We start from the raw sequence: 13,148 nt of genomic DNA, 5'->3' as shown, positions 1-13,148 counted from the left end.
GCCAACTACGAGGGCTAAGATTATCGTCCGGGATGCAACACCTATCCGTAACGGGATTGCGTGACGCTGCCGCCGTATCGCCGTCTGTTCGCGGTGGCACGCAAGCGCTAAAAATAAACGCGAGGGCGATTGAAAACGGGTGGCATGCCACCCGTTAGATACAACATGCAGCTATCAAATAATTAGTAATTGGCGTACTGCTTGAGGTTGATCTGGAAAGTCTGCCCATTCACGGTGTAATTATATTTTCCGTCACCAATTCGCACGAGCGATACATCCGGGCTACCGCAATCAGGCACAAGCACTGTTGCCTGCTCAAAAATAGCGGCCCGCTGTGCTGTTTTCCATTTCTGGTGCCAATTTTCCTTTACCACTTTACCCCCAGCGGGCTGAACAGGGTAGCCTTGCTTTTGACTTAATACAAAACTGCGATTTTGCGGAAATACGTACTGAAGACAAACATTGGAATCCCCCTTCTGCCAGCGCCAGCGATTTACTCCATCCGCTTGCATTTGAGTCGGCGTATGCAAATTCCACTCCCAATACCGGGGCGCAGCGGCATCAACAAACATACGATCCAGAATCAAGAGCGTATTGCTAGGCCGATGATAAACCAGCCCACGCAATGCAATCTTGAAATTCGGGGCTTGATTCTTATATGCCGGCAAGGCATCGCCCACCACCAACTCGAAGTTATGATTCAGCCCCCCCTCCGGTGCCGACTTGATGGCTCCAGACGAGAAATTCAAATAGTAGATATCGTGACTATCCTGCCGAAGCACGTCTATAAATTGTCCAAGACCACCATATTCATCAACACCATCGTAGGTAATCGCATTGTGGGCTTTGGTCTGCGTATACCATTGAACATAGTGGGGGTATTTATCGCCATAACCATCAAAAACCCCAGAGTCGACCGCCATTGCCTCGCCTTTGTGGTAAAGGACAAAGCCGTTTTGATCCGCGTGGCTGTGGTTATACGAGCCAAACGGACTGGATTTGAAGTATATCGCGGTACGCTCGGCCGCTGGCAACCGAATACCATTGTACAGCGCCACCCAACCGGTCGACCTGTTCCAATAACGATCATTTATTGCAAGACGCGGGCTGCGCTCGAATTGAAGCGCGGAGTCCAACTTGAACTTCTCCGCGATCATATCGGGGGCTGGGGTAGCGGAAAGCATATGATCAGACTTTGCGATTGCGCCAAGCCCAGCATCGTATTCTGCCGCAAGATAAGCTTGGGCAAGCCACTTCGCCTCAGACACCTGAGTGCGCGTTGCCCAGCCAACAGTAACCTCCTTCGCAACACCTTCCCCACCCTGGTCACCGAACAAGACCTCCGTAGCACCAGGGGGGGTCATATAGGCCAGAAATTTCCCTGTATTGCGAGCCCAGGATGTCTTGTAAAGATTCACGCCAGTCGCGGTTTTAATCATATCCCATAGTGGAATCATCGAATCGAGCGCATTGGCAAGGTAGCCCATGCCATTGCCAAACCCGCCATCCTCTCCTCCCCAAGGTGAAATCGTGGAAATACAATGTGGCAGCATAGAAGAAAGCCAGCGATCATTGGGCGTTGCCGCACCTGGAGGGGTGGGCTCGCTTGAGCCCACCAAAGCTCCGATTGTTGCCGCATAATTGGCGGCAGTCCATTGATGAGAGCCGAGCAACCAAGGATCAAGCCCTAGCGCATCATTCTTCACCTTAATCAATCGTGCATCAATATTCTCCAAAAATGCAGTCTTTTGTGCACCATCCAGCTGGGTAAAAAACCAGTCATATGTAACCGCCAGAACAAGCGCAATCTGGCGATTAATTTGATCAGCCTTCACCTGTAAGGTAGGACTACCGCTAGCATAAGACCAGCTAGCAACCTCTACAACCACATTGCGATAATTTGCCACATTGGCATTGTATATTTCCGGCCGCAATTTTCTCAATGCCGCCAAGGCTGTTGCCTGTTTCAGCAATTGAGGAAAAAAAACCGTATTCAGATCACGTAGCTGCTCGTCGCTAAAACTCACCAAACTGGAATTCATAAAGGCAGGCACGGCCACTGTCTTAGTGGCCTGGTTAATCAGGTCGTTCAACAGACCTCGTTGCTCCAGCGACTGCGTCCAGGCTGTAAGCTCCCCCTCACTCGGCAACGAACGCGGATGTGACTTCGCGAGCGTCTCCCCTACCAATGTTTCAATCTTCCTTTGCTGGTTGTAGACATCGTAGGCTGGCTCGTTTGCATCCTCCCCCGTGTATGTGTAGGTATCAGATGCACTGGCCGCTTCAGCGGCGGCAGCAACGGTCACCTTCGACAAGGTAAAGGTCTGCTCCGTTGAGGTGACGTCATTGGGAAGCACAGTACCGTTTTTTAACGCGGTATAGGTCCACTTGTAAGTACCGAAATCCAGGCCTTCGGGGATGAACCAAGGCTTGTTGACGACCGTGTTCACCACCTGCTGGCCGTCCTTGGTAATCCTGACGCGATAGTATGCGGTGGGGTATCTATGCCAGCGCAATACCACGGGGCGCTGTGTGATGGTGCCAGCGCCATCTTCCCCGATGGCAACGTCGTTGTTGTAGACCGCAAGCGGACGGCGGCCGAGATCCCGTTCGGTAACCGGGCTGTCCGGGATGGTGTCATCCGCAAACAGCGGGCCTGCCAGGATGCTCATCATTGAGACCGCGAGGCCTAGGGGTTTGAGTTTGAACAGCATGTGCGCGCTCCTTATGTTTAATTACATATTTACAACACAAAACTTTCACTATTTTAACAACCAAGTAATTTAAACGGTGCTACAGCCCTGTGCCGCTCATCCCCAGATCTCTACCGACAATGCCGAGAGCACTAGTCGACCATGCAGAAAACGCAGTTCGCATGAATCTGGCAACATCCCCGGGTGCGATGCAGGCAGGCGATGCAGAACCTTGAGCATCCCGCCGGATCGGCTTGTCTAGTCATGCTTCAGAACGAGCGACGCGCGATCGTGTTCGCACAGCTGTCGCGCCCCCCCCGCTCAACACCATGTTGCCGTTGCGGCAGGCATTCGAAGCCCAGGCGTGCAGCAATCTGGCATCGGCCACACGCCCCTGGTGTCGGCTCCCACTCCGCCAGCATTGAACCCAATCAAGCTTGCTGCTGGCTTTCGCACACCCTGTCGCACTAGTGCGCCGAACCCAGCACGCCATGGTCCGCCATCACACCCTTATTCCCATAAATACTGAAAAATTAATCTGGCACGTACTTTGCTCATATGGAGGCATCCCTGCAGCAGGGACGTGCCGGCTCTGCCGTGCCGACAAACCCATTCAAGGAGCAAGCGATGTCAGACATCCTCAGCAATCCGCCTGCGGGCATTTCGGTCCACCCGGTTGCCGGTCGCATCGGCGCTGAAATCCGTGGCGTGACGCTCGCACCGGATCTGCCGGCAGCCACGCGTGATTTCATCCGTGCCGTCTGGCTCAAGTACAAGGTGGTGTTCTTCCGGGGCCAGACGCACCTGGACGACGCGAGCCAGGAGCAGCTCGTCACCCTGTTCGGCGACCAGGCCGTACAGCACCCGACGGCGCACACCAAGGAAGGCACGAGCTTCGTGCTGGAACTCGATTCCAAATACGGCGGCCGCGCCAACAGCTGGCACACCGATGTGACCTTCGTCGATGCCTACCCGCAGGCATCCATCCTGCGCGGGGTGACCATCCCCGAGGCCGGTGGCGACACTGTCTGGGCCAATACCCACACCGCCTACAACGATCTCGCGCCTGAACTGCGCGAGCTGGCGGACAAGCTGTGGGCCGTGCACAGCAACGAATACGACTATGCCGCGCGCAAGCCGCAAGCCGATCCGGAAGCATTGAAGCGCTACCACGAAGTGTTCACGTCGACCGTCTACGAGACCGAGCACCCGGTGGTGCACGTGCACCCGGAAACCGGCGAGCGCCACCTGCTGCTGGGCCATTTTGTGAAGCGCATCCTCGGCCTGCCGACCAGCGACGGCGTGCATCTCTTCAACCTGCTGCAGAGCCACGTCACCCGCCTGGAGAACACCGTGCGCTGGCGCTGGCAGCCGGGCGATGTAGCAGTGTGGGACAACCGCGCCACCCAGCACTACGCCGTGGATGACTACGGCGATGCACACCGCGTGGTACGCCGCGTAACGGTGGACGGCACGGTGCCAGTCGCCATCGACGGTCGCCGCAGCGTCACCCGCAGCAAGGTGACGCGCAGCGCGAACGCCGCCAACGAGAACAAGGCGCCAGCCGACAGCGCCGCCGCCTGATGCATCCGGCCGGGCCGCCTCATGGCGGTCTGGCGGATACCGCGAAGCACATTGCTTCGATTCTCCTCGTTTCTTTGTCTTTACTAAGACCCCGGTGGACCACGCCCGTGGGGGCGGGTTGGGCCCACCGGCTTTTTTTCTGCCACCACGGTCCTGCGTGCGGTCCTCTGGTTGCTGCTCGCACCGGGGCGCCCCGTATCGGCCTGCTCCGCGCAGCAGGACAACGGTACCCCATGCTGTGGCCGGATCAGCAATATGGCGTTCCGCCTGCTGGATTTTGTACACTTCAAAGCCGCCAACCCGCATGGAATCAGGCATTGCGGCTGGTACGGCCCTTGCTGTGGACAGCCCTTGTCCCTACAAGGAGCCAAGACATGGGCAAACCCGCAGACCTCTCGCCGCTCGATCTCGTCAATGGCCGCTACGGCAACCACGAACTCGCGCTGATTCCCGATTTCAACACCACGCTGGAAACGCTGCTGGCACACCGCTCGGTACGCGCCTTCACCAACCGGGCGCTGCCCGCCGGCACGCTGGAACTGCTGGTCGCGGCCGCGCAATCGGCGCCCAGCTCGTCCAACCTGCAGGTGTGGAGCGTGATCGCCATCGAAGATCCGGCGCGCAAGGCGCGGCTGGCGGCACTGGCCAACAACCAGGCCCATATCGTCGAAGCGCCGTTGCTGTTGCTGTTCACCGCTGATCTGGCGCGACTCAAGCGCGTGGCCGGCCAGCGTAGCGAGCCGATCGCCGGGCTGGATTACCTCGATACGCTGGTGATGGGTTTCATCGACGCCGCGCTCGCCGCACAGAACGCCCTCGTCGCCGCCGAATCGCTGGGCCTCGGTACCGTCTACATCGGCGCGCTGCGCAACAAACCCGAGGCCGTGGCCGAGGAACTCGGCCTGCCCGAACAAGTGTTCCCGGCCTTTGGCCTCGTCGTGGGCCATCCCGATCCGGCGCGGCCGGCGTCGGTGAAGCCGCGGTTGTCGCAGCGCACGGTGCTGCACCGCGAGCAGTATGCGCTGGAGCAGCAGGATGCCGCCGTGGTCGACTACGATGCGACGATCCAGGCGTTCCAGGCGACGCAAAAACTGCCGCAGCAGCCGTGGAGTCAGCAGGCCGTCGGCCGGCTGCGCGGGCCGGAAACGCTGGGCGGGCGTGATCGCCTCGCCGAAGCGCTGCGCAATCGCGGTTTCGTGTTCCAGTGAGGCCGCCATGCCCAGCCTGACTCTCGACACCCCGGAGCTCGCCCTGCAATACGACCAGGTGAGCGATCTGCAATACGAGCACGGCCAGTTCCTGCTGGCCGGGCTGCAGCTGAAGCCGGGTCAGACCTTGCTCGATGTCGGTTGCGGCACCGGCCGGCTGGCCGAGCTGGCGGCGCGGCATCATGTCGGCGCGGGAGGCCGCGTGGTCGGCGTCGATCCGCTGCCGCTGCGCATCGAGCTCGCGGCGGCCCGCGCGCTGCCGCAGCTGTCGTTCGCCGTGGCGCGCGGCGAGGATCTGTCGGCCTTCGAGGACGGCAGCTTCGACGCTGTGCTGCTCAACAGCGTCTACCACTGGCTGCAGGACAAGGCCGTGGTGCTGAACGAGGTGTTTCGCGTGCTGCGCCCGGGCGGGCGGGTGGCGATCAGCACCGCCAGCCGCGAACGCCCGCACGATATCCAGCAGATCGTGTCGCGCGTGCTGGCCGATGCCGGGCTGGGCCGCAGCGTGTCGGCAGGCAGCACGCCGTATCGTGTCACCCACGCCGAACTGGCTGGCCAGCTGGAGCACGCGGGCTTCTTCGTCGACGAAATCCGCCTGCGGCGCTTTGCCGATCACTTCCCGGATATCGATGCCGTACTGGCCTTCAGCAACGCCAGCTCCTTCGGCAATTTCCTCGGCGACTACCTGCCCGACGTGCGCGCCCGGCTGCAAGCGGCGTTGCGCAGCACGCTGGAAACGCTGGCGACGCCGTCCGGCGTGTTGCTGCACCGTAACCTGCACTTCGCGCTGGCCCACAAGCCGGCCTGATCCCTTCCCCCAAGCCGTGGTCTCGTGCCACGGCTTCAATCCGCAACTGGAGCTGTCATGCCTCACCAACTCTATATCGCCAACGGCGCGTGCTCGCTCGGCGCCCATGTCGTCGTGCGCGAACTGAACCTGCCGGTCGAGATCGTCAAGGTCAAGACCCGCGTACCCGAGTCGCCCATCCACGCAGTCAACCCGCTCGGCCGCGTGCCGGCGCTCAAGCTGGAAGACGGCACCGCCATCACCGAGAACAGCGCCATCCTGCCCTTCCTCGCCGACCTCGCGCCCGGCACTCCGCTATTCGCTCCGGCCGGCTCGGCCGAGCGCGGGCAGATCCAGTCGTGGATCGGCTACTTCAGCGCCGAAGTGCACGCCGGCGGCTTTCGGGCGGTGAACCGGCCGGAGCGCTACAGCAACGACGAAGCCGCCTTCGACGGCATCCGCACCCAGTCGCGCGCCACGCTGAAGAACACCGTGGCGCATATCGATCGGCACCTCTCAGGCAAGGAATGGCTGGTGGGCAACCGCTTCACCATCGCCGATGCCTACCTTGGCGTGTTCGTGCGCTGGATCGCGCGCTTTGGGACCGAGTTTGCCGAGCTCGAAAACCTGAACGCCTTCCGCGAGCGCTACAACGCCCGTGCCAGCGTGCAGGCGGCATTGGCATTCGAACAGCAGGAATAAGGGAAGTCGCCAACCCAATGGCTGGCTAGCAGCTAGCCGTCGGGATCAGCGCCGGCTGTAGGTGACGAAGGCGTAAGCGATGCCGTTGGCGGCGACGTGCGCGTCGCGCGCCGTTTCCTGCCAGGCGCTGCCATCGATCTGGGGGAAAGTGGCATCTCCCGTCGGCGCGAGGTCCACCTCGGTCAGGTAGAGCGTATCGGCCAGCGGCAGCGCCAGCCGGTAGAGCTCGCCGCCGCCGATGACGAAAGCCTGGTCCCCAGCCGCGGCGATGGCGGCCTCCAGGCTGGAATAGGCTTCGGCGCCCGGCGCCTGCCAGCCGGCGTTACGGCTGACCACCAGATGGCGCCGTCCGGGCAGCACGCCGGGCAGCGACTCGAACGTCTTGCGGCCCATGATCATGGGCGAGCCCATGGTCAGCGCCTTGAAATGCTTCAGGTCTTCCGGCAGGTGCCAGGGCAGCTTGTTGTCGATGCCGATCACACCATTGCTGCCCACCGCGGAAATGATCGCCAGCACTTTAAGCCCCCGCCACCGTCATGCGTTCGATCAGGATGGAGCCAACCTGGCGACTGCTCGACAACAACACATCGTCGCCAATGCCGACGATACGACTGAACATCTCTCGCAGATTGCCCGCGACGGTGATTTCCTCGACCGGATGCTGGATCACGCCGTTTTCCACCCAGAAACCCGCAGCACCGCGCGAGTAATCCCCGGTCACCAGGTTGATGCCGTGGCCCAGCAGCTCGGTCACCAAGAGGCCGGTGCCCAGATCCCGCAGCAGCGCGTCGAACGTCGACGTGGGCGCCACCGTCAGGTTGTGCGCGCCGCCGGCATTGCCGGTGCTTTGCATACCCAGCTTGCGCGCCGAATAGCTCGACAGGAAGTAGCCATTCAGCACGCCATCGGTGACAAGCTCACGCCGCGATGTGGCCACGCCCTCGCCGTCGAACGCGCTGCTGGCCAGACCCTTCTTCACGAAGGGATCCTCGATTACGTTCACGCACGGCGCGAACACGGCCTGGCCCAGGCTGTCCTGCAGGAACGACGACTTGCGGTACAGGCTGGAGCCACTGATGGCGGAAACCCAGTGCGACAGCAGCGAGGCCGCGACCGGCGCTTCGAATAGCACCGGGTATTCGCCGGTCTTGACGCGCCGCGCGCCCAGCCGGCGTACCGCGCGCTCGCCGGCGCGGCGGCCGACCGATTCCACCGATTCGAGCTCAGCCGGATCACGGCGCGTGCTGTACCAGTAGTCGCGCTGCATGCCGCTCTCGTCCTCCGCGATCACCGCGGCGGACACCGAGTAGCGGCTGCCGGTGCCCGCGCCGGAAAAGCCCAGCGTGTTGGCATACACCCAGCGCGATGCGTGCGTGTTGACACTGCCGCCTTCCGAATTGCTGATGCGGGTGTCGACAGCGCGGGCGGCATCCTCGCAGCGCTGCGCCAGCACGATGGCGTCATCCACCGGCAAATCCCAGCCGTGATAAAGATCGAGATCAGGAAAGCGGGTGGCCAGCAGCGCGGCATCGGGCAGGCCGGCGTATTCATCGGCCGCGGTATAGCGGGCAATCGCCACTGCGGCGCGCACGGTATCGGCCAGCGCCTGTGCGGAGAAATCGGACGTGCTGGCGTGCCCCTTGGCTTGGCCCAGGTATACGGTGACACCGACGCCCTTATCGCGGTTGTATTCGATGGTTTCAACGTCCCCCAGCCGCACGCTGACGTTCTGCCCCACCGATTCGGATACCTCGACATCGGCCGAAGTCGCCCCTTCCGCTCTCGCGGTATCGAGCACCTGGGCGGCGAGTTGCTGCAATTGTTGTTCGCTATAGGAGAAGGCGGACACGATTGAATCCTATGTTGGGGGAACCATGGTTGGGCCGTTTGGTATCATAACGGTTTTACCGACCATGCCCTACACCATGAGCCAGCCCGACCACGACGACGACGATATCGAAATCGTCAGCAAATCGCAGATGAAGCGCGAGATGAGCGCACTGCAGGATCTGGGCGAGGCGCTGATCCCGCTCGATGCCAAGGTGCTGCAAACGCTGAATCTGCCCGAGCGTCTGTATAACGCCATCATCGAAGCCAAGCGGATCAAGGCCAACGGCGCGATCGCCCGGCAAAGACAATTCATCGGCAAGCTGATGCGCAATGTCGACCCGGCCCCGATCCACGCCTTGCTCGATGCGCGTGCCGGCGTATCCGATCGCCACAACGCCTGGCTGCACCAGCTGGAGCGTACCCGCGAGAAGCTGATCACCGACGCCAAGGCGGCCGAGTCGCTGATCGCCGAGCATCCGGGCGTCGACATCCAGCGCCTGCGCCAGCTGATCCGGGCCGCGCAGAAGGAACGCGCCGACCTGGAAGCCGGCAAGCAGATCCCGCCCAAGGCGTTTCGCGAGTTGTTCCAGCTGCTCAAGGACATCATTCCCGAGCCGCCGCTGTTGCCCGATACCGAGGGAAGCGACGACTGATGCCGCTACCCGCCACGTTTGATGCGCTGCTGTTCGATATGGATGGCACGCTGATCGATTCCACGCCGTGCGTGGAACGGATCTGGCGGCAATGGGCGAGCGAGGTCGAAATCGACGTCGAGCACCTGATGGCGCATATGCACGGCGTGCGCGGCGTCGACGTGATCGCCCGCTTTGCGCCGCACCGCGATCTGCAGACCGAGTTCGAGAAGTTGCTGCAGCGCGAGCTTACCGATCTTGACGGCACCGTCGTCGTCGCCGGCCTGCGCGAACGGCTGGCCGAGCTTGCCGACGCCCCTTATGCCATCGTCACCTCCGCGCCCAGGGTGCTCGCCGAAACCAAGTTCGACTACTGCGATCTCACGCTGCCCGCCGTGCGCGTCTACGGCGAGGATGTGGCGCTGGGCAAGCCGCATTCCGATCCCTATCTGCGCGGCGCGGCGCTGCTTGGGGTCGATCCCCGGAACTGCCTCGCGTTTGAAGACGCACCGAACGGCATCCGCTCGGCAAAGGCCGCCGGCATGACGGTGATCGCGCTGGCCACCTCGCACACCCGCGAAGAGCTGGCACAAGCCGATGCGGTGATTCGCGACTGGCATGCACTGCGCTTCGTGCCGAGCCCGGACGGGCGCGTCACCGTGGCGTGGGAGGCGGCATGAGCACACTGCGCATCGGCCTCGTCGCCACCTCCGATCGCGCCAGCAGCGGCGTCTACGAAGACAAGGGCATTCCGGCGCTGCAGGACTGGTTGGCCCGCGCGCTGATTACGCCATTCGAAACCATCGCCCGGCTGATTCCAGACGAGCAGGCGACCATCGAAGCCACGCTGATCGAGCTGATCGATGTGCAGGGTTGTCAGCTGGTGTTGACCACCGGCGGCACTGGCCCCGCACTGCGCGACGTGACTCCGGACGCCACGCTGGCAGTTGCGAACCGGCTGATGCCGGGCTTTGGCGAGCAGATGCGTCAGGTTAGCCTGCACTTCGTGCCGACCGCCATCCTCAGCCGCCAGGTCGGGGCGATTCGCGGCACGTCGCTGATCCTCAACCTGCCCGGCCAGCCGCGCGCCATCGCCGAAACACTGGAAGGCGTGAAAAATGAAGCGGGCCAGACGCTGGTGGCCGGCATCTTCGCCGCCGTGCCCTACTGCATCCAGCTGCTCGATGGCCCCTATATCGAAACCGCCCCCGCCGTGATCGTCGCCTTCCGCCCCAAGTCGGCGATCCGCCCCCAGGAAAACCCATGAGCCAGACCGAACTGCTGCCCTGCGTTGAAATCGAGACCGGCCCGCAGCCCGTCGCCAGCGTGATCTGGCTGCATGGGCTGGGCGCCGACGGCAACGATTTCGCCCCCGTCGTTCCCGAGCTTGGCCTGCCTGCCGAGTTGCCGCTGCGCTTCGTATTTCCACACGCGCCATATATGCCGATCAGCTGCAACAACGGCTACGTGATGCGCGCGTGGTACGACATCCTGTATTTCGATGATATCGATCGCCATGCCGACGAAGCCGGCGTGCAGCAATCGGTTGAGCTGGTGCGCGCGCTGGTCGCCCGGGAGAACCAGCGCGGCATCCCCGACGAGCGCATCGTGCTGGCCGGTTTCTCGCAAGGCGGCGCCGTCGCCTACACCGCCGGCCTGACCCATCCCCAGCGCCTGGCCGGCATCGTGGCGCTCTCCACCTACCTGCCTACACCGCTCGATGGCGACGCCGCCACCGCCAATGCCGATACGCCGGTGTTTGCCGGCCATGGCAGCGCCGACCCGGTCGTGCCGTTTGTACTGGGCGAGGCGGCGGCCGAGAAGGTGGCACGGCTGGGCAACCCGGTGGAATGGCATAGCTACCCGATGCAGCATTCGGTCTGCCTGCCGGAAATCCAGCATATCGGCGCCTTCCTCAACCGCGTACTGCGCTGACCTTGGCCGCTGCGTGCCCAAACGACAACAGCGCCTTGCGGCGCTGTTGTCGTTTGTGGCTGTGACTCAACGTATCACTTGCAGGGTGGCCCAGATCCAGTCGACCCCTTTTTCCATCACCGCGTTCACGGTGACGTTGAAACTGCGATCGCGCGCCTGCACCTTGTAGACCCGATCGCTGACATAGTCAGACGCATGCAGGATCAGCGTATTCACATTGGCGCCCTGCGCATTGCGGTAAGGCAGATAGAGCGCGAGCTTGGCATGGGCAAGCTCGGAACCGTCGAACTCCGAATACTCGGCCACCGCCATCGCCTCATGCTTGCCCCCCTGGACTTCGACATTGACGGCGACGGGCGTGCTCGAGAGGATCTGGATGCCGGCGTAGACCTCATCCGTTCTGCGCCGCTCCAATCTGCGCACCATGCAGACTTGCCAGTTTTCGGCATTGTTCAGTTTTACGCCGAGCATGACGCCAGGGCGTATCCACTGGTTTTCTGAATAGCGCAAGGTGGCGCCAAACCCGCCCTCCGATTCGTTCTCCATCAACCAGGTCTGCGTCTCGGGCAGCTTGTGCGCCAGCGTCTGGCCAGGTGCCTGGGCCAGCTTGGAACGGGTACGCGACGAGACAAAACCATATAGCCGCATGTCCATCAATTCGTCGTAATCGACCTGGGCGCGCGTTTCGGTCGGCTGGCGCGTGTATTTTTCATTGTCCGCGCGTACCCGCAGGCAGATGGCATCCAGCCCGTGGATCACTTCCGCGACCTTTTTGACGTCATGCCGTGCGCTGCGCTGGACCTGGGCATTGCCGACCGCCATCGTCCAGAACACATCCACGTGCTTGAGGAGCTCAAGCGCTGTCGGTGTCCTGCATTCGTTGCCCAAACCCAGGTCAGTTGGCGAAGTTCCGCCTTCCAGCTTCTTCAGGGTGTCCTGCACCTCATGCAGCAGATCGAATAGGCTCCAGTAGCGGAACGGTTCACCCTGCGATTCGGGCTGAATTTTCTGCGGGCCCTGCGACTGCTGCAGGTTCACGCAAAAATGATCGCGCTCTTCCTGGTGGCGCCGGTTGAGCTGCACCAGCTTGGACCACTGATCGAGCCATTGGTCGACCCAGTCAAGCTGCCGTACCGACAAATTGTTGGCCGACAGCGTGGCCAGCATCAAGAGCTGGATATATTCGTCGGCACACGAGGTGATCAGGCGTTCGCGACCGGGATAAAGCGGGAAGGGATTGCTGTCGAAGCCCTCGACCTCGGACAGCCGGTAAAACCGGTGCGCCAGCGTCCACAGCTTGCCGGGCGCCTTCTCGAAGCGAAAGTAGTGCCACTTGGCCTGCAGCGCGATGTAGTGCAGGCTGCGCGCCAGCACCAACGGCATTTGCTCGGCAAAGCCCGCGGTACGGAGGACTTCTTCACCTTCATGCTCGATGAAACGCTGATAGCTTTCGATCATGCGCTGCGAATAGCCGACGATGTCCTTCCACAGCCGCTGCTCCATGTCCTTGGCCATGCGCGGGTTGGACACGTACTGGTAGCACATGGCGTCGAACGGCACTTGTGCCGCGTTGTCGACGGCGACCAGCGCCTGCAGCGTATCAAAGTCGGGCGCGCGGGATTGTTCGAGGTGCTTGCTCATCACCTCGGCTATCCTTTCGAGCTGGGTTTGGGGATCCAGATTCTCGATACGCTTACACCAGGCCTGGGCGGTCTTGGGGTTGAGCAGCGGGGATTTCTCGCGTGCCAACAGGTTGCTGATGAGTTCGCGCATCGTT

General features: G+C 62.0%; 12 protein-coding genes. 8 read left to right on the top strand and 4 right to left on the bottom strand.

All coding sequences use genetic code 11. From position 1 onward, the window contains the following. Positions 1–182 precede the first annotated feature (182 nt). A complete protein-coding gene (locus tag NLI84_RS10375; protein WP_255990017.1) occupies positions 183–2,714 on the bottom strand; it encodes a heparinase II/III domain-containing protein in 2,532 nt (843 codons plus the stop codon). A gap of 606 nt (positions 2,715–3,320) precedes the next feature. On the opposite strand from NLI84_RS10375, the gene NLI84_RS10370 reads away from it, so the two are divergent. The 4 genes from NLI84_RS10370 to NLI84_RS10355 all read left to right on the top strand — a co-directional run bounded on the left by NLI84_RS10370 (position 3,321) and on the right by NLI84_RS10355 (position 6,974). Then, complete coding sequence (locus NLI84_RS10370; protein ID WP_255990016.1) at positions 3,321–4,277, top strand: TauD/TfdA dioxygenase family protein; 957 nt, start codon at positions 3,321–3,323, stop codon at positions 4,275–4,277. Between the two features lie 374 nt (positions 4,278–4,651). Next, positions 4,652–5,485, top strand: a complete 834-nt coding sequence (locus NLI84_RS10365) for an NADPH-dependent oxidoreductase (RefSeq protein WP_255990015.1) — start codon at positions 4,652–4,654, stop codon at positions 5,483–5,485. A gap of 7 nt (positions 5,486–5,492) precedes the next feature. Next, positions 5,493–6,293, top strand: a complete 801-nt coding sequence (locus NLI84_RS10360) for a class I SAM-dependent methyltransferase (protein WP_255990014.1) — start codon at positions 5,493–5,495, stop codon at positions 6,291–6,293. Positions 6,294–6,350: 57 nt separating this feature from the next. After that, positions 6,351–6,974 (top strand): glutathione binding-like protein, encoded by a 624-nt coding sequence (locus NLI84_RS10355; protein WP_255990013.1) that lies wholly within the window; start codon positions 6,351–6,353, stop codon positions 6,972–6,974. Between the two features lie 45 nt (positions 6,975–7,019). Here the strand turns inward: NLI84_RS10355 and NLI84_RS10350 are convergent, their stop codons facing one another. Together NLI84_RS10350 and pmbA are read right to left on the bottom strand one after the other, a co-directional pair. Next, positions 7,020–7,490 carry a dihydrofolate reductase gene (locus NLI84_RS10350; protein ID WP_255990012.1) on the bottom strand — a complete coding sequence of 157 codons (471 nt, stop codon included), beginning with the start codon at positions 7,488–7,490 and terminating at the stop codon, positions 7,020–7,022. A gap of 1 nt (position 7,491) precedes the next feature. After that, positions 7,492–8,823: a metalloprotease PmbA gene (gene pmbA, locus NLI84_RS10345; protein WP_255990011.1), complete on the bottom strand. Its 1,332-nt coding sequence runs from the start codon at positions 8,821–8,823 to the stop codon at positions 7,492–7,494. A 76-nt stretch (positions 8,824–8,899) separates the two neighbouring features. Between pmbA and yjgA the strand changes: the two genes are divergently transcribed. From yjgA to NLI84_RS10325, 4 genes are read left to right on the top strand one after another with little or no spacing between them, the layout of a single operon-like run. Further along, positions 8,900–9,457: a ribosome biogenesis factor YjgA gene (yjgA, locus tag NLI84_RS10340; protein ID WP_255990010.1), complete on the top strand. Its 558-nt coding sequence runs from the start codon at positions 8,900–8,902 to the stop codon at positions 9,455–9,457. Beyond that, positions 9,457–10,116 (top strand): HAD family hydrolase, encoded by a 660-nt coding sequence (locus NLI84_RS10335; RefSeq protein ID WP_255990009.1) that lies wholly within the window; start codon positions 9,457–9,459, stop codon positions 10,114–10,116. The genes yjgA and NLI84_RS10335 overlap by 1 nt, the downstream gene beginning before the upstream one ends. Continuing rightward, positions 10,113–10,703 carry a molybdopterin adenylyltransferase gene (gene mog, locus NLI84_RS10330; protein ID WP_255990008.1) on the top strand — a complete coding sequence of 197 codons (591 nt, stop codon included), beginning with the start codon at positions 10,113–10,115 and terminating at the stop codon, positions 10,701–10,703. The genes NLI84_RS10335 and mog overlap by 4 nt, the downstream gene beginning before the upstream one ends. Then, positions 10,700–11,371, top strand: coding sequence for an alpha/beta hydrolase (locus NLI84_RS10325; protein WP_255990007.1), 672 nt, complete (start codon positions 10,700–10,702; stop codon positions 11,369–11,371). Before mog ends, NLI84_RS10325 begins: the two co-directional genes overlap by 4 nt. A gap of 66 nt (positions 11,372–11,437) precedes the next feature. On the opposite strand, the gene NLI84_RS10320 is transcribed toward NLI84_RS10325, so the two are convergent. Continuing rightward, positions 11,438–13,144, bottom strand: a complete 1,707-nt coding sequence (locus tag NLI84_RS10320; protein WP_255990006.1) for a cyclic-di-GMP receptor FimW-related protein — start codon at positions 13,142–13,144, stop codon at positions 11,438–11,440. Between the last annotated feature and the right edge of the window lie 4 nt (positions 13,145–13,148).

The organism is Chitinolyticbacter albus (genome assembly GCF_024437655.1).
Lineage (GTDB): Bacteria > Pseudomonadota > Gammaproteobacteria > Burkholderiales > Chitinibacteraceae > Chitinolyticbacter > Chitinolyticbacter albus.
This window is presented reverse-complemented; position numbering and strand designations above follow the sequence as displayed.